Source organism: Azohydromonas australica DSM 1124 (genome assembly GCF_000430725.1).
Classification (GTDB): domain Bacteria; phylum Pseudomonadota; class Gammaproteobacteria; order Burkholderiales; family Burkholderiaceae_C; genus Azohydromonas; species Azohydromonas australica.
Map to the genome: position 1 here is coordinate 145,400 of NZ_AUMO01000023.1, position 15,377 is coordinate 160,776.

A 15,377-nucleotide genomic window follows, 5' to 3' on the forward strand; every position below is an offset into this window, starting at 1 on the left:
GCCTGCGCAGGGCGCGGAGCCCGTCCGGAGCGCCTCACGGCACGGGAACGCCGCCCGCGCCGGCTTCCGCGCGGCCGATGGCCAGCGCCGAGCGGATCAGCGCCAGATGCGTGTAGCCCTGCGGGTAGTTGCCCAGCAGACCGCCGCTGACGGGGTCGATCTCCTCGGACAGCAGCCCCAGGTCGCTGGCGAAGGAGTTGACGTGCTCGAACAGCGCACGGGCGTCCTCGACGCGGCCCTGCAGGGCCAGGTTTTCCACCAGCCAGAAGCTGCAGATGGCAAACGCGCCCTCGTCGCCCTCCAGCCCGTCGGCGCTGCGGTAGCGGTACACCAGGCCCCCGTGCATCAGCTGTTCGCCGATGCGCTGCACCGTGGCGCGCATGCGCGGGTCGCCGGCCGGCACGAAGCCCACGATGGGCATCATCAGCACGCTGGCGTCCAGCGCGCGGCCGTCCAGCACCTGGGTGTAGGCGCCGACGGCCGCATTGAAGCCCTGCCCGTGCAGCACGCGCGCGATGGTGTCGCGTTCGCGCAGCCACCACGCCGTGTCGCCCTGGATCCGGCCCGCACTCGCCAGGCGCAGTGCGCGGTCCAGCGCCACCCAGCACAAGAGCTTGGACGACACGTGGTGCGCCGGCGCGCTGCGCATCTCCCAGATGCCCTGGTCCGGCTGCCGCCAGCGCCGCGCGGCCTCGTTCGCCAGGTGCGCCAGCACCCGCGCCAGTGCCGGCCGCACGGGCGTGCCCCGCCCCTGCAGGACCACGTGGGCGGCGTCGAGCAGGTGCCCGTAGATGTCCAGCTGCAGCTGGTCGGCGGCGCCGTTGCCGATGCGCACCGGCCGCGCGCCGCGGTAGCCGGCCAGATGCGCCAGCACCGCTTCGGGCAAGCGCTCCCCGCCATCGAGCCGGTACATGATCTGGATGCGGCGCTCGTGCTCCCACAGCCGCGCGAGCCACTGGAAGAAGCGATCGGCCGCGTACTCGTGGCCCACGGACATCAGCGCTTCGAGCATCAGCGAGGCATCGCGCAGCCAGCAGAAGCGGTAGTCCCAGTTGCGCGTGCCCCCCGGAGCCTCGGGCAGCGACGTCGTGGGCGCGGCCACGATGCTGCCGGTGGGCGCGAAGGTCAGCAGCTTCAGCACGCGTGCGCTCAGCGCCACGGCCTCCGCGTAGGGCCCGTCGTAGCGGTTGAGGGCATCCCAGGCCTGCCACTGCCGCAGCGTGTCCTGCAGCGACCGCGCCCAGGCCTCGGGCCCCTGCCCGGCCAGCCCCGCACGGCCGTGCGACAGCACCACCCACGCGGTGCTGCCGGCGCCCACGCACAGGCGGCCGCGCACCTCGCCGTCCGCCACCTGCAGCGCCGCCTCGGGCGACAGCGCCAGGTGCAGCGACTCTCCGCCCGCGTCCGCGCGGCAGCCGCCGGGCACCAGCGCCAGCCGCGCGCCCAGGCGCGCGAAATCGAAGCTCGGCTTGAACAGCAGGTCCAGCGCCACGCGCCCGTGCAGCCCTTGCACGCGCCGCAGCACGCTGAAGTACGCATGCCCGTGCGGCGGCAGGTCCGGGGCGAGCAGGTCCGGGGCGGGCATGAAGTCCGTCACCTCCGCCACGCCGTCGGCCGTCTCGACGCGCGAGACCAGCACGGCACTGCCGTCCAGGTAGCGCCGCTCGCAGCGGCCGGCCGCCGCGGGCCCGAGGCGGAAGCAGCCGCCGATGCGCGCGTCGAGCAGCCGGCAGAACACCGCCGGGCTGTCGAAATGCGGCAGGCAGCACCAGTCGATCGAGCCGTCGCGGCTCACCAGCGCGGCAGTGAAGGTGTTGCCGATGAGCGCGTAGTCGGCGATCGGGGGTTGGCGCATCGCAGGCAAGGTAGGCAGACGCTGGCGGGCCACGTGTCCGGCGCAGCCCTGCACGCGGGCGCGGCGGCAACCCGCATGCCGCACGGACGGCCACAGGGAGGCCAGCGCATGCCGCTTGCCGCATCGCCAGTCACCCCCGTGACCGACGCCATCGCTGCCCATGGACCCCGTGTTCCGCCGCCGTGCCGAGCTGGGCGTGAAGCTCGCCTTTCTGGCGCTGGGCGCGCTGCTGGCCGTGGCCTTCGGGCTGATGGTGTGGCGCGACCGCTCGTACCAGCCCGTGGGCGAGCCGGTGGCCCAGCCGATCCCGTTCAGCCACAAGCACCATGTGGGCGACGACGGCATCGACTGCCGCTACTGCCACACCACGGTGGAGCGCAGCGCCTTCGCCGGGCTGCCGTCCAGCGGCATCTGCCTGAGCTGCCACTCGCAGCTCTACACCGACCAGGCGGTGCTCCAGCCCCTGCGCGAGAGCGCCGCCACCGGCCGGCCCATCGCCTGGCGGCGCGTGCACCAGCTGCCCGACTTCGTCTTCTTCAACCACAGCGTGCACGTCAACCAGGGCGTGGCCTGCGTCGAGTGCCACGGACGCGTGGACCAGATGCCCCTGACCTGGCGCGTCGCGCCGCTGCAGATGCAGTGGTGCCTGGGCTGCCATCGCAATCCCGCGCCGCACCTGCACCCCAGGGAAGAGGTGTTTTCCATGCAGGCCGCCACCCCACCGGCACCACAGGACGTGCAGCGCCTGGAGCAACTGCTGCGGCTGCCCGACACGCGGCGCCTGACGGACTGTTCTACGTGTCACCGTTGATAGTTTGGTGCAAATGCTTCCGCCGCTGCTTGCACCACGCAGGGGCATGACGGTTGCCACCGGCCATCACGCCTGACAACGGTCCGGGTGCCCACGATGCCCCTTCCTCCCGTTCAACCGTCGCCCGTGCACGTGCTGCGCGAGCGGCCGGGTGTCACCCGGCGGCAGGCGCTGTCGCTGCTGGCGGCCTCGGCGGCCCTGGCCAACGGGGCCTGCAGCGCGCCGCCCAATGCGCGCATCTACCCCTTCGTGCACATGCCCGAGGCACAGGCGGTGGGCACGCCGATCCACTACGCCAGCGCCTTCGTGCGCGACGGCCACGCGCAGGGCGTGCTCATCGGCACCGTGGAAGGTCGGCCGATCAAGATCGAGGGCAACCCGCTGCATCCCTCCAGCCTGGGCGCCACCGACGTGTTCGCGCAGGCCTCGGTGCTGCAGCTCTGGGACCCGGACCGCTCGGCCACCGTGCGCCAGGCACTGGGCAGCGTCGCCACCGGCACGGCGCCGCAGGGCGCGTCCAGCTGGGCCGCCTTCGACACGGCGTGGCGGCAGCGGGCCGGCGCGCTGGACGCCGGCCGGGGCGGCGGGCTGCACCTGCTGACGGGGCCGCTGACCTCGCCCACGCAACGCGCGCTGATCGACCAGCTGCTGCGCCGCTTCCCGCAGGCGCGCTGGCATGTGCACGACCCCGTGCGCGACGTGGCGGCGCGGGACGGCGCGCGCGCCGCCTTCGGCCGCGAGCTGGTGCCGCTGCTGCACCTTCAGCGCGCGCGCTGCGTGCTGGCGCTGGGCGCCGACCCCTTCAGCGACGGGCCCGGCGCGGTGCGGCAGGCAATGGACTGGTCCGCGGCGCGCGCACAAGGGCGCACCGACGGCCGCTTGCCGCGGCTGTTCGCGGTCGAGGTCGCGCCAGGGCTGTTCGGTGCCCGCGCGGACGAGCGGCTGGCGTTGGCGCCGCAGCGCATTGAGGCCCTGCTGTGGCGCCTGGCACGCCGCTGGTGGGCTGAACTGCCGCCGGTGCCGCCCGCGGAAGGCGCCGAGGCGGCCTTCGAGGCCCGCGTGCTGCGCGCGCTGCAGGAGGCCGGGCCGGATGCGCTGGTGGTGCCGGGCCCGGGCCTGTCCGCCGAGGCGCACGCGCTGGCGCTGGCGCTGAACCAGCGGCTCGGGGCGCTGGGACGCACGCTCGAGCTGATCGAGCCGCCCGACGCGGCGCCGCAGGCCGGCACCCTGGCCGAGCTGGTGCAGGCGCTGCGCGAGGACGCGGTGGACACCCTGGTGGTGCTGGACAGCAACCCGGCCTACGACGCGCCGGGCGAGCTCGGCGTGTCTCAGGCGCTCGGCCGAGCGCGGCTGAGCGTGCATGCCGGGCTGTACGCCGACGAGACGGCCCTGCGCTGCCACTGGCACCTGCCGCTGTCGCATGCCTACGAGTCCTGGGGCGACGCGCTGGCCCACGACGGCAGCGCGACGCTGCTGCAACCGGCCATCGCGCCGCTGTACGACAGCCGCTCGGCCGTCGAAGTGCTGGCCCTGCTGGCCGGCGACGTGGAGCGGCAGGGCCAGGCGCTGGTGCGCCGGCAGTGGCGCCGGGGCGCCGATGACGCGGCCTTCGAGGCCTTCTGGCGCGAGTCCCTGCGCCGCGGCGTGGTGCCGGACAGCGCCTTCGCGCCGGTGCCCGTACCGCCCGCGCGGCAGCCCGCGCAGCCACCGTCGGCGCCGGCGGGGACGCTGGTGGGCGTGTTCACGCCCGATCCGGCGGTGCACGACGGGCGCTTCGCCAACCTGGGCTGGCTGCAGGAGCTGCCGCGCTCCTTCAGCAAGCTCACCTGGGACAACGCCTTGATGCTGGGCCCGGGCACCGCCGCGCGGCTGGGGCTGGCCACGGGCGACCTCGTGCAGGTCGAAGCGGACGGACGCTCGCTCGATGCGCCGGTGTGGGTCGGCGAGCACCACGCCGAGGAGGCCGTGACGCTGCCGCTGGGCTACGGACGCACGCAGGCCGGCCGGGTGGGCAGCGGCGTGGGCTTCGACGCCTACGCGCTGCGGCCGGCGCAGGGCGGGGCGCGGGCGCTGACCTTGCGACCGCTGGGCCGGCGCCATGAATTCGCCGTCACGCAGCACGAGACCGGGCAGGCGGGGCGCGAGATCGTGCGCAGCGTGCGCCCGGGCGAGCGGCTGCAGGGCGGTGAAGGGCGCCGGCCCAGTCTCTATCCGGAGGTGAGCTACCCGCAGCATGCCTGGGGCATGGTCATCGACCTGGACGCCTGCATCGGCTGCAACGCCTGCACCGTCGCCTGCCAGGCGGAGAACAACATCCCGGTGGTCGGCAAGGAAGAAGTCGCCCACGGGCGCGTGATGCACTGGATCCGCGTGGACCGCTACGACGACGCCGGAGCGCAGGGCCGCGACACCGCCTTCCAGCCGCTGCCGTGCATGCACTGCGAGAAGGCGCCGTGCGAGCTGGTGTGCCCGGTGGGCGCCACGGTGCACGACAGCGAGGGCGTCAACGTGCAGGTCTACAACCGCTGCATCGGCACGCGCTTCTGCTCCAACAACTGCCCGTACAAGGTGCGGCGCTTCAACTTCCTGCAGTTCACCGACGCCACCACCGAGACGCTGCAGGCGCAACGCAACCCCGACGTCACCGTGCGCCAGCGCGGCGTGATGGAGAAGTGCAGCTACTGCCTGCAGCGCATCGCCCGGGCGCGCCACCACGCCGAGGCCACCGGCGCGCCGATCCGCGACGGCGACGTCGTGACCGCCTGCGAGGCGGTGTGCCCCACGCGCGCCATCCACTTCGGCGACCTGAACGACAAGGGCAGCGACGTGGAGCGATTGAAAGCCTCGCCGCGCCACTACGCGCTGCTGGGCGAGCTCAACACGCAGCCGCGCACGACCTACCTGGCGCGCGTGGCCACCCCTTCCGACCCCACAGGCTGAGACCGTCATGGACTTCAAGGACTACTACGCCCTGCTGGGCGTGGCGCGCGAGGCCGACGCCGACGAGATCAAGCGCGCCTACCGCAAGCTCGCGCGCAAGTACCACCCCGACGTCAGCCAGGAGCCCGAGGCCGAGGCCCGCTTCAAGGAGGTGGCCGAGGCCTACGAGGTGCTCAAGGACCCCGAGAAGCGCGCCGCCTACGACAGCGCCGGCCGGCGCTGGCAGCAGCGCGGCCCCGCGGGCGAGCCGCCGCCGGACTGGAACACGGGCTACGAGTTCCAGGGCGCCGACTTCACGGCCGACGACCTGGATCGCAGCGACTTCTTCGAGGCCCTGTTCGGCCGCCACGCCCGGGCCGCACGTCAGGCGCACCGCGAGCGCGCGGCCCGGGGCGAGGACCACCATGCGCGCATCGCCGTCTCGCTGGAGGACGCCTTCCACGGCGCCACCCGCACCCTCGGCCTGCGCATGCCGGTGCTCGACGCCGACGGCCAGGTGCGGCTGCAGGAGCGCCAGGTGGAGGTGCGCATCCCGGCGGGCATCCGCGCCGGGCAGCACCTGCGGCTGGCCGGCCAGGGCGGCCCCGGCCACGCCGGGGCGCCGGCCGGCGACCTGTTCCTGGAGGTGGAGCTGCTGCCGCACCCGCTCTACCGCGTGGACGGCCGCGACCTGATCCTGGAGCTGCCGCTGGCGCCCTGGGAAGCGGCGCTGGGCGCGCAGGTGCAGGCGCCCACGCCGGGCGGCACCTTCGAGGTGGGCGTGCCGCGCGGCTCACAGGCCGGACGCAAGCTGCGCCTGCGCGGCAAGGGCCTGCCCGGCGACCCGCCCGGGGATTTCTACGCGGTGCTGAGCATCGTGCTGCCCGCGCCGGACACGCCCGAGGCCGAGGCCGCGTACCGGGCCCTGGCCGCCGGCGCCCCCGACTTCAACCCGCGCGCCAACCTGGGAGTCTCGTGATGGAAGAGCGCGACACGAGCCAATGGATCGTCGAGGAGCAGGTGGAGCTGAGCATCGACGAGCTGGGGCATGCCTGCCGCTGCAGCCGCGAATCGATCGTGGCGCTGGTGCGCGAAGGCGTGCTGCAGCCCACCGACGCCACCGATGTACAGGCCCCCGAGTGGCGCTTCCGCGGGCAAAGCCTGCAGCGCGCACGCCGCGCCACGCGGCTGCAGCGTGAGCTGGAGCTGAACGTGCCGGCGGTGGCACTGGTGCTGCAGCTGCTGGACCGCATCGACGAGCTGGAAGGCCAGCTGCGCGGCGGCCGGAGCAACGCCGGACGATGAGCTCGGGCCCCGTCCGGGGCGGTCCGGCGCCGCCCGTCTCGCGCGACATCGGCGTGCTGCACGCCGGCTGGGGCTACGCCAGCATCAGCGACAAGATCGCCGACCTCGTGCTCACGCGTCCGCTGCGCGGGCCGTGGCTGGCGGGCTTCGCGATCACGCTGGCCGGCACGCTGGTGCTGCTGGGCTCGATGGCCTACCTGTTCGTCACCGGCATCGGGCTGTGGGGCGTGAACATCCCGGTGGCCTGGGGCTTTGCCATCGCCAACTGCGTGTGGTGGATCGGCATCGGGCACGCCGGCACCTTCATCTCCGCGGTGCTGCTGCTGCTGCGCCAGCGCTGGCGCACCTCCATCAACCGCTTCGCCGAGGCCATGACGCTGTTCGCCGCGGCCATGGCGGGGCTGTTCCCGGTGCTGCACCTGGGGCAGCCCTGGTTCTTCTACTGGCTCGCGCCCTACCCGGACAAGATGAACCTGTGGCCGCAGTGGCGCAGCCCGCTGGTGTGGGACTTCTTTGCCATCGGCACCTACATCGTCGTCTCGTTCCTGTTCTGGTACCTGGGGCTGATTCCGGACCTGGCGACGCTGCGCGACCGCGCCGGCACGCGCTTCAAGCGCGCGGCTTACGGCCTGTTCGCGCTGGGCTGGCGCGGCGAGGCGCGGCACTGGGCGCGGCACGCCTCGGCCTATCTGCTGATTGCCGGGCTGGCGACGCCGCTGGTGGTGTCGGTGCACTCGGTGGTGTCGCTGGACTTCGCCATCGGCAACACGCCGGGCTACCACTCCACCATCTTCCCGCCCTATTTCGTCGCCGGTGCGCTCTTCTCCGGCTTCGCGATGGTGCTCACGCTCGCCATCCCGCTGCGCCGCGCCTTCCAGCTGCACGACTTCATCACCGACGTGCACCTGGACCATGCCGCCAAGGTGCTGCTGGCCACCGGCGCGCTGGTGGCCTACGGCTACGCGTGCGAAACCTTCATGGCCTTCTACAGCGGCGACACCTACGAGATCGCGATGACGCAGGACCGCTGGAGCGGCGCCTACGCACCGGTGTACTGGAGCATGCTCGCCTGCAACGTGGTGGTGCCGCAGCTGCTGTGGTGGCGCCGCGTGCGCCGCAGCGCGCTGGCGCTGTTCCTGCTGAGCCTGGTGATCAACCTGGGCATGTGGATGGAGCGCGTGACCATCGTCGTGCAGAGCCTGCACCGCGACTTCCTGCCCTCCTCCTGGGGCCTGTTCGTGCCGACGCTGTGGGACTGGGTGTTCCTGCTGGGTTCGATCAGCGCCTTCGCCTGGCTGTTCCTGGTCTTCATCCGCGTGCTGCCGGCGATCTCCATCTCGGAGATGCGGCTGCTGGTGAAGGAGAGCGCGCAGGAAGGCTCGCGCCCGGCGGTGCCGTCTGCGCCGACACCGGCACCGGCGCCTGAAGCGGCTCCGTCGCCCGCAAACCCGCCGCCGGCCGGGGCAGCCTCATCCAACGCGCGCCGGCCGTGGGGCCTGCTGGCCGAGTTCCGCACGGCCGACGAGCTGCTGCGCGCCACGCGGGCCGCGCGCCAGGCCGGCTACGCGCAGGTGGAGGCCTACGCGCCCTTCCACGTCGAGGGGCTGGCGCAGGCCGTGGGTTTCGCGCGCAACCGGGTGGCGCTGGCGACCTTCATCGGCGCGCTGCTGGGCGGCAGCCTGGGCTACTTCATGCAGTGGTACTCGGCGGTGGTGGACTACCCGGTGAACATCGGCGGCCGGCCGCTGCACAGCTGGCCGATGTTCGTGCCGGTGGCCTTCGAGCTCACGGTGCTGGGCGGTGCGCTCACCGCCTTTGCCATGGTCATCTTCGGCAACCGGCTGCCCGACCTGGCGCACCCGGTGTTCTCGGCGCCGGACTTCGACCTGGCCACGCGCAACCGCTTCTTCCTGTGCCTGCGCGCCGACGACCCGGCCTTCGACGAGCAGCGCAGCGCGGCCTGGCTGGATGCGCAAGCGCCGCTGCGGCGTTCGGAGGTGTTCCGGTGAGGCGTCCGTGGCCGCTGCTGGTGTGCGCCCTGCTCCTGCTCGCGGGCTGCGAGCGCCTGATGCGCAACATGTACGACCAGCCGCGCCTGGACCCGGGCGAGCCCAGCTCCTTGTTCGCCGACGGCAAGGCCTCGCGCCCGCCGCCGCCGGGCAGCGTGGCGCATGCGATGGGCGACCTGGCCGCCACCAGCAGCGGACGCCGCGGCGACGACGCGCCGGCGCAACTGCAGTCCGCACAGGCCGCGACGGCGCTGCCGCCCGTCACGGCCGAGCTGCTGCGCCGCGGCCAGGAGCGCTACACCATCTACTGCCTGCCCTGCCACAGCCCGCTGGGCGACGGCGACGGCCCCGTCGTGCGCCGCGGCTTCCCGGCGCCGCCCAGCTACCACCAGGACCGGCTGCGCCAGGCGCCGGACCGGCACTTCTACGACGTGATCACGCAGGGCTACGGGGTCATGGTGCCCTACGCCGACCGCGTGGCACCGGACGACCGCTGGGCCATCGTCGCCTACATCCGCGCGCTGCAGCTCAGCCAGCACGCGCGCATCGCCTCGCTGCCGCCGGCGCTGCAGGCCTCGCTGCGGGCGCTGGCGCCGGCGGGGGCGGCTTCCGCGGCCGAGGAAGGCCACGGGCGATGAACGCCACCGCCAGCCGCTGGCTCACGCGCCGCCGGGCCGCCGGCCTGGTGGCTCTCGCGCTGGCCCTGCCCGGCGCGGCACTGGATGCGCGGCTGTTCTGGGCCTGCTGGCTGGCGGCCTGGTGGTTCGTCACCGGGCTGATGCTGGGCGGGATGGTCAACCTGTGGCTGCACCGTCTCGTCGGCGGTGCCTGGGGCCAGGCGCTGCGGCCGGCGGCACTGGCAGCGGCATCGCGGCTGCCCTGGGCGCTGCTGCTGTTCCTGCCGCTGGCACTGGGCCTGCGCCAGCTCTATCCCTGGGCGGCCGATCCACAGGGCTGGGCGCAAGGTCTGGCACGGCCGGCCTTCCCCACGTTCTGGCTGCAGCCGGGCTTCGTCGGGATGCGCCTGGCGCTGTACGGCGCGCTGTGGTGGTGGCTCACCCGGCCTGCCTCGCTGGCCGGCAAGGGCCGCGCGGCAGCGGCGCTGGCGATCTACACGCTCACCGGCACGCTGGCCTCGGTGGACCTGCTGATGTCGCTGGTGCCGGGCTGGTTCAGCACCGCCTTCGGCCTGGTCGTGCTCTCGGGCCAGGCGCTGGGCGGCACCGCGCTCAGCGTGTGGCAACTGGCGCACTGGGCGCCCAAGGCACTGGAAGCCGAGGCGGCCGAGCAGACTCCCGTGGCGCGCGACCTGGGCAACCTGCTGCTGATGTGGCTGCTGACCTGGGCCTACCTGGCGTTCATGGAGTTCCTGATCATCTGGGCCGAGAACCTGCCGGCCGAGATCGCCTGGTACGTGCCGCGGCTGCGCAGCGGCTGGTGGTGGGTGGGTGTCGCGCTGGTGCTGCTGCAGCTCGCGCTGCCGCTGCTGGCGCTGCTGCAGCGCCGGCTCAAGGACCGGCCGCGGTGGCTGGGCCGCATCGCCGCCGGGCTGCTGCTCACGCAGGCGCTCAACACCGCGTGGCTGGTGCTGCCCTCGGTCGCCACCGGCACCTGGCTCGCCTGGTGGCTGCTGCCCTCGCTGGCGCTGGGCATGGGGCTGCTGCTGTTCGAGGCGCCAGCGGGCGCCTCGGAGCCGGGATTCGCCACGCAGGAGGTGCGGCATGGCCGCGCCTGATCTGCCCACCGGCCGCATCGCGCTGGCCGGCGCGGCCATCGCCGGCACGGTGATCGGCGTGGTGATCCTGGTGCTGCTGTGGCTGCACGGGCGGGACATGCGTCCCGGCGGCGAGCGGCTGGCGCAGCCCTACACGCTGACCATCCCCGGACCCCGCGTGCAGAACGCGCCGCAGCCCGACCTGGCGGCCTACCGGGCAGAGAAGGAGGCGCGGCTGCACGGGCGCGGCTGGGTCGATGCCGGCGCGGGCATCGTGCACATCCCCATCGAGGACGCGATGGCGCTGCTGGCGGCGCCGGCAGCCAGCGCAGGAGGAGCGCCGTGAAAGCCGGCAAGCGCCTCGCGAGCTGCGCGGCAGCCTGGCTGCTGTGCCTGGCGCCGTCGATGGCCCAGCCGCTGTCCCCGCCCCCTCCGCCCCCCGACGCCGGCCTGCAGCAGCACCTGGACGCCCAACTGCCGCCGGCGCTGCCCCTGCTGGACAGCTCCGGCCGCCCGGTGCGCCTGGGTGAAAGCTTCGGCGGGCGCCCGGTGCTGCTGGTGCTGGGCTACTACCGCTGCACGCAGCTGTGCGGGCTGCTGATGCAGGGTCTGCTCGAAGCGCTGCACGACACCGGCTTGCCGCGCAGCGCCTACCGGATCGTGCGCGTCAGCATCGACCCGGCCGACACCCCGGCCACCGCGCAAGCCGCGCGCGACGCCAACCTCGCCTACGCCGACGTCCTGGAAGGGCCGCGCCGGCCGGACACGCCGCTGGACCTGCGCCTGCTCACCGGCACCGAGCCGGCGCTGCGCTCATTGGCAGACGCCCTGGGCTGGCGCTACCGCTCCATCGGCGACGCCAACAGCCCGGAAGACGCCTACGCCCACCCCGCCGTGGTGGCGGTGCTCACGCCCGATGGCCGCGTCTCGCGCTACCTGCCGGGCGTGCGCTTCGACCCCGCGGAGCTGCGGCTGGCGCTGGTGGCCGCCGGCGAGGGCCGCATCGGCGGGCTGTCGGACCGCCTGGCGCTGCTGTGCGCCCACCTCGATGAGCAACTCGGCCGCCACAGCGCGGCGGTGCTGCAGGCGGTGCGCGCGGTGGGGCTGCTCACGGCGCTGGCGCTGCTGGCCTTCGTGGCACGGCAGGCCTGGCCGGGACGGAGGCCGCGGTGAGCAGCGAGGTCGATGCCGGCCTGTCCGCGGGCTTCCACCTGCTGGACCAGGCCGCCTCCACCGCCGCGGCACCGGTGGACACGCTGTTCACGGCCATGGTGATCCTGTGCGGCAGCGTGGCGCTGGGGGTGTGCGTGCTGATCGTCTTCTTCTGCGTGCGCTACCGCCAGGGCAGCAACGCGCCGCGGTCCAAGGCCAAGCGCAACCTGACCTGGCTGGAGGTCGCCTGGACGCTGACGCCGCTGTTCATCTTCGTGGGCATCTGCGCCTGGTCCGCGCGCGACTACTTGCGGTTGTACCGCCCGCCGCCCGACGCGCTGCCGGTGGCGGTGGTGGCCAAGCAGTGGATGTGGAAGCTGCAGCACCGCAACGGCCGGCGCGAGATCAACGAGCTGCACGTGCCGCTGGGCCAGCCGGTGCTGCTGCGCATGAGCGCGCAGGATGCCATCCACAGCTTCTACGTGCCCGCCTTCCGCCTCAAGCAGGACGTGCTGCCCGGACGCATCACGGCGCTGTGGTTCACGCCCACGCAGCTCGGCGAGTTCCACCTCTTCTGCGCCGAGTACTGCGGCAGCGAGCACTCGCACATGGTCGGTCGCGTCGTCGTGATGCGCCCGGACGACTTCAGCCGCTGGCTGGCCGAGGGGCCGGCGCAGCCCAGCCTCGCGCAGTACGGCTTCGCCTTGTTCCGCCAGCTCGGCTGCAGTGGCTGCCACGCCACCGGCTCCACCGTGCACGCGCCGCTGCTCGACAACTTGCCCGGACGCCGCGTGCACCTGCAGGACGGGCGCACGGTGGTGGCCGACGACAACTACCTGCGCGACAGCATCCTGCTGCCGCGCAAGGACGTGGTGGCCGGCTTCGAGCCGGTGATGCCTTCCTTCGCCGGACAGGTCAGCGAGGAGGACATCCAGGCACTGATCGCGTACCTGCACGCCACCACGGAGGGACGGCCATGAGCTACCTCGACGACGGCCTGACGCTGCGCTCCTGGCTGCTGGCGCGCGACCACAAGCGCATCGCCATCCTCTACGCCATCGCCATCACGGCCTTCTTCTTCGTCGGCGGCGCGGCGGCGACGATCATCCGGCTGGAGCTGGCCACGCCGCCGGGCGACCTGGTGGGCGACGACACCTACAACAAGCTCTTCACCGCGCACGGCGTGATCATGGTGTGGCTGTTCCTGATCCCGTCGATCCCGTCGGTGATGGGCAACTTCGTGCTGCCGCTGATGATCGGCGCGCGCGACTTGGCCTTCCCGCGGCTGAACCTGCTGAGCTGGTACGTCTACCTCGCCGGCGGGGTGCTGACGCTGGCGGCGCTGTTCCTGGGCGGCGTGGACACGGGCTGGACCTTCTACACGCCCTACTCGTCGATGTTCTCCAACGGCTACGTCACGCTGACGCTGCTGGGCGTGTTCGTCACCGGCTTCTCGTCCATCCTCACCGGGCTGAACTTCATCGTCACGGTGCACCGCTGCCGCGTGCCGGGCCTGGGCTGGTTCCAGCTGCCGCTGTTCGTGTGGGCGATCTACGCCACCAGCGTGATCCTGGTGCTGGCCACGCCGGTGCTGGCGGTCACGGCGCTGCTGGTGGTGGCGGAGCGTCTGTTCCAGGTGGGCGTGTTCGACCCGGCGCACGGGGGCGACCCGCTGCTGTTCCAGCACCTGTTCTGGTTCTACTCGCACCCGGCGGTCTACATCATGGTGCTGCCGGCCATGGGCGTGGTCAGCGAGATCGTGCCGTGCTTCGCGCGCCGGCCCATCTTCGGCTACCGCTTCATGGCCTACGCCATCCTGGGCATCGCCAGCATCGGCTTCCTGGTGTGGGGGCACCACATGTTCGTGGCCGGGCAATCGCCGGCGGCCTCGATGGTTTTCTCGTTGCTGAGCTTCCTGGTGGCGATTCCCTCGGCCATCAAGGTCTTCAACTGGACCGCGACGCTGCACAAGGGCGCGATCCGGTTCGATGCGCCCATGCTCTACGCGCTGGGCTTCGTGGGACTCTTCACCATCGGCGGCCTCACGGGGCTGTTCCTGGCCTCGCTGTCGCTGGACGTGCACCTGTCGGACACGTATTTCGTGGTCTCGCACTTCCACTACATCATGGTCGGCGGCTCGGTGATGGCGTATTTCGGCGCGCTGCACTTCTGGTGGCCCAAGGCCACGGGCCGCGAGTACCCGGAGGTGTGGGCGCGCATCGCGGCCGTTTTGATCTTCCTGGGCTTCAACTTCACCTTCTTCCCGCAGTACCTGCTGGGCCTGCACGGCATGCCGCGGCGCTACCACGCCTATCCGCCGGAGTTCCAGGTGCTCAACCTGTTCTCCTCCAGCGGCGCGGTGGTGCTGGCGCTGGGCTACCTGATGCCGCTGGTGTACCTGGCGTGGTCGCTGGCCCGCGGCCGGCGCGCCACGGACAACCCCTTCGGCGCGACCGGACTGGAGTGGCAGACCAGCTCGCCGCCGCCCACGCACAACTTCAACGAGCCGCCCCGGCCGCCGCGGCGGGTGTACGACTACACGCCCGAGGCGGCCACCGAGCACACCGCGCCCGACGCCTTGCGGGACCGGCCGCTGCCGGACGCCGGCGCCGCCAGCACGCCGCCATGAGCAGCGCCCTCCCCGCCGAAGCCGCCGCCCCGCCACCGGACACGGCGCAGCTGGGCATGTGGATCTTCCTCGCCACTGAGCTGCTGTTCTTCGGTGGGCTGTTCGCCGCCTACACCTGGGGCCGCACGCACTGGAGCGAAGGTTTCAGCGTCGCCAGCCGCCACACCCACGTGGTGCTGGGCACGCTCAACACGGCGCTGCTGCTGAGCAGCAGCGCGCTGGTGGCCGTGGCGGCGGCCTGCGCGGGCGAGCAGCGGCGCCGGCGTGCGACGGGTTGGCTGCTGGCCGGCGCCGCGTTGCTGGGCGGGGCCTTCCTGGCGCTCAAGGGCGTGGAGTACGCCAAGGAGTGGCACGAGGGCCTGTTCCCCGGCCCGGGCTTCGCGCTGGCGCGGCACGCGGGCGCGGAGCTTTTCTTCATGCTGTATTTCGTGATGACGGGCCTGCACGCGCTGCACCTGCTCATCGGCGTGGGACTGCTGGGCACCTTCGCCTGGGGCGCGTGGCGGGGCTCGCCCTGGGCCGATGCCGGGCGCGTGGAAGTCGCCGGGCTGTACTGGCACTTCGTGGACATCGTCTGGATCGTGCTGTACCCGCTGCTGTACCTGGCCGGGAGGGCGACGTGAGCCGCGACGCTTCGGCCTTCGAGCGCCGTTGCCGGCGCATCGGCATGGCCTGGGCCGCGCTGCTGGCGCTGCTGCTGCTGAGCCTGGGCAGCGCCTACCTGCCGCTGGGCCGGCTCAACCTGGTGATCGGCCTGGCCATCGCCGCGCTCAAGTCGGCGCTGGTGCTGGGGCTGTTCATGGGCCTGGGCCGCAGCACCGCCCTGGCCCGCGTGGCCGCCGCCGTGGCCGCCGGGACGCTGGCGCTGCTGTTCGGCCTGGGCAGCGTGGACTTCGCCACGCGCGAGACGGAGCCCGCGGCCATGCAGCCGCCGCAGCAACTGCAGCCGCTGCGCCAGGCCGGCTCGGGGCGCTGAGCGCCGC

14 protein-coding genes are annotated in these 15,377 nt (G+C 73.0%); 13 read left to right on the plus strand and 1 reads right to left on the minus strand.

Annotated features, from left to right (window positions below; translation table 11 throughout):
• Nucleotides 1-34 precede the first annotated feature (34 nt).
• The gene (locus H537_RS0102330) at nucleotides 35-1,855 is read right to left on the minus strand and encodes a glycoside hydrolase family 15 protein (RefSeq protein WP_028996611.1); all 1,821 of its coding nucleotides are present in this window, start codon (nucleotides 1,853-1,855) and stop codon (nucleotides 35-37) included.
• A 160-nt stretch (nucleotides 1,856-2,015) separates the two neighbouring features.
• Between H537_RS0102330 and H537_RS0102335 the strand changes: the two genes are divergently transcribed.
• The 13 genes from H537_RS0102335 (at nucleotide 2,016) to H537_RS0102400 (ending at nucleotide 15,370) form a co-directional block, all read left to right on the plus strand.
• Entirely contained in the window at nucleotides 2,016-2,666 is a 651-nt protein-coding gene (locus H537_RS0102335; RefSeq protein ID WP_028996612.1) for a cytochrome c3 family protein, read from the plus strand.
• A 96-nt stretch (nucleotides 2,667-2,762) separates the two neighbouring features.
• Nucleotides 2,763-5,606, plus strand: a complete 2,844-nt coding sequence (locus H537_RS0102340; RefSeq protein ID WP_064735889.1) for a 4Fe-4S dicluster domain-containing protein — start codon at nucleotides 2,763-2,765, stop codon at nucleotides 5,604-5,606.
• 7 nt (nucleotides 5,607-5,613) lie between these two features.
• A complete protein-coding gene (locus H537_RS0102345; RefSeq protein WP_028996614.1) occupies nucleotides 5,614-6,564 on the plus strand; it encodes a DnaJ C-terminal domain-containing protein in 951 nt (316 codons plus the stop codon).
• A complete protein-coding gene (locus H537_RS40695) occupies nucleotides 6,564-6,890 on the plus strand; it encodes a chaperone modulator CbpM (RefSeq protein ID WP_043458025.1) in 327 nt (108 codons plus the stop codon). Before H537_RS0102345 ends, H537_RS40695 begins: the two co-directional genes overlap by 1 nt.
• Entirely contained in the window at nucleotides 6,887-8,899 is a 2,013-nt protein-coding gene (locus H537_RS40700) for a quinol:electron acceptor oxidoreductase subunit ActD (RefSeq protein WP_238446582.1), read from the plus strand. The genes H537_RS40695 and H537_RS40700 overlap by 4 nt, the downstream gene beginning before the upstream one ends.
• Nucleotides 8,896-9,537 (plus strand): c-type cytochrome, encoded by a 642-nt coding sequence (locus H537_RS40705; protein WP_043458026.1) that lies wholly within the window; start codon nucleotides 8,896-8,898, stop codon nucleotides 9,535-9,537. Before H537_RS40700 ends, H537_RS40705 begins: the two co-directional genes overlap by 4 nt.
• A complete protein-coding gene (locus H537_RS40710) occupies nucleotides 9,534-10,634 on the plus strand; it encodes a hypothetical protein (protein ID WP_051241607.1) in 1,101 nt (366 codons plus the stop codon). The genes H537_RS40705 and H537_RS40710 overlap by 4 nt, the downstream gene beginning before the upstream one ends.
• Nucleotides 10,621-10,959: a hypothetical protein gene (locus H537_RS48795; RefSeq protein WP_051241609.1), complete on the plus strand. Its 339-nt coding sequence runs from the start codon at nucleotides 10,621-10,623 to the stop codon at nucleotides 10,957-10,959. Before H537_RS40710 ends, H537_RS48795 begins: the two co-directional genes overlap by 14 nt.
• Nucleotides 10,956-11,786: an SCO family protein gene (locus H537_RS40720; RefSeq protein ID WP_043458027.1), complete on the plus strand. Its 831-nt coding sequence runs from the start codon at nucleotides 10,956-10,958 to the stop codon at nucleotides 11,784-11,786. Before H537_RS48795 ends, H537_RS40720 begins: the two co-directional genes overlap by 4 nt.
• On the plus strand, nucleotides 11,783-12,745 hold the full coding sequence (gene coxB / locus H537_RS0102385) for a cytochrome c oxidase subunit II (RefSeq protein WP_238446583.1): 963 nt from the start codon (nucleotides 11,783-11,785) through the stop codon (nucleotides 12,743-12,745). The genes H537_RS40720 and coxB overlap by 4 nt, the downstream gene beginning before the upstream one ends.
• A complete protein-coding gene (gene ctaD / locus H537_RS40725; RefSeq protein WP_084150321.1) occupies nucleotides 12,742-14,394 on the plus strand; it encodes a cytochrome c oxidase subunit I in 1,653 nt (550 codons plus the stop codon). The genes coxB and ctaD overlap by 4 nt, the downstream gene beginning before the upstream one ends.
• The gene (locus tag H537_RS0102395; RefSeq protein WP_028996616.1) at nucleotides 14,391-15,017 is read left to right on the plus strand and encodes a cytochrome c oxidase subunit 3; all 627 of its coding nucleotides are present in this window, start codon (nucleotides 14,391-14,393) and stop codon (nucleotides 15,015-15,017) included. The genes ctaD and H537_RS0102395 overlap by 4 nt, the downstream gene beginning before the upstream one ends.
• Nucleotides 15,014-15,370 carry a cytochrome C oxidase subunit IV family protein gene (locus tag H537_RS0102400; RefSeq protein ID WP_051241611.1) on the plus strand — a complete coding sequence of 119 codons (357 nt, stop codon included), beginning with the start codon at nucleotides 15,014-15,016 and terminating at the stop codon, nucleotides 15,368-15,370. Before H537_RS0102395 ends, H537_RS0102400 begins: the two co-directional genes overlap by 4 nt.
• The last annotated feature ends 7 nt before the right edge of the window (nucleotides 15,371-15,377 follow it).

Bases quoted from the DNA above. Each gene is read 5' to 3' on its own strand.
- H537_RS0102330 (WP_028996611.1), bottom strand. From the start codon at position 1,855: ATGCGCCAACCCCCGATCGCCGACTACGCGCTCATCGGCAACACCTTC.
- H537_RS0102335 (WP_028996612.1), top strand. From the start codon at position 2,016: ATGGACCCCGTGTTCCGCCGCCGTGCCGAGCTGGGCGTGAAGCTCGCC.
- H537_RS0102340 (WP_064735889.1), top strand. From the start codon at position 2,763: ATGCCCCTTCCTCCCGTTCAACCGTCGCCCGTGCACGTGCTGCGCGAG.
- H537_RS0102345 (WP_028996614.1), top strand. From the start codon at position 5,614: ATGGACTTCAAGGACTACTACGCCCTGCTGGGCGTGGCGCGCGAGGCC.
- H537_RS40695 (WP_043458025.1), top strand. From the start codon at position 6,564: ATGGAAGAGCGCGACACGAGCCAATGGATCGTCGAGGAGCAGGTGGAG.
- H537_RS40700 (WP_238446582.1), top strand. From the start codon at position 6,887: ATGAGCTCGGGCCCCGTCCGGGGCGGTCCGGCGCCGCCCGTCTCGCGC.
- H537_RS40710 (WP_051241607.1), top strand. From the start codon at position 9,534: ATGAACGCCACCGCCAGCCGCTGGCTCACGCGCCGCCGGGCCGCCGGC.
- H537_RS48795 (WP_051241609.1), top strand. From the start codon at position 10,621: ATGGCCGCGCCTGATCTGCCCACCGGCCGCATCGCGCTGGCCGGCGCG.
- ctaD (WP_084150321.1), top strand. From the start codon at position 12,742: ATGAGCTACCTCGACGACGGCCTGACGCTGCGCTCCTGGCTGCTGGCG.
- H537_RS0102395 (WP_028996616.1), top strand. From the start codon at position 14,391: ATGAGCAGCGCCCTCCCCGCCGAAGCCGCCGCCCCGCCACCGGACACG.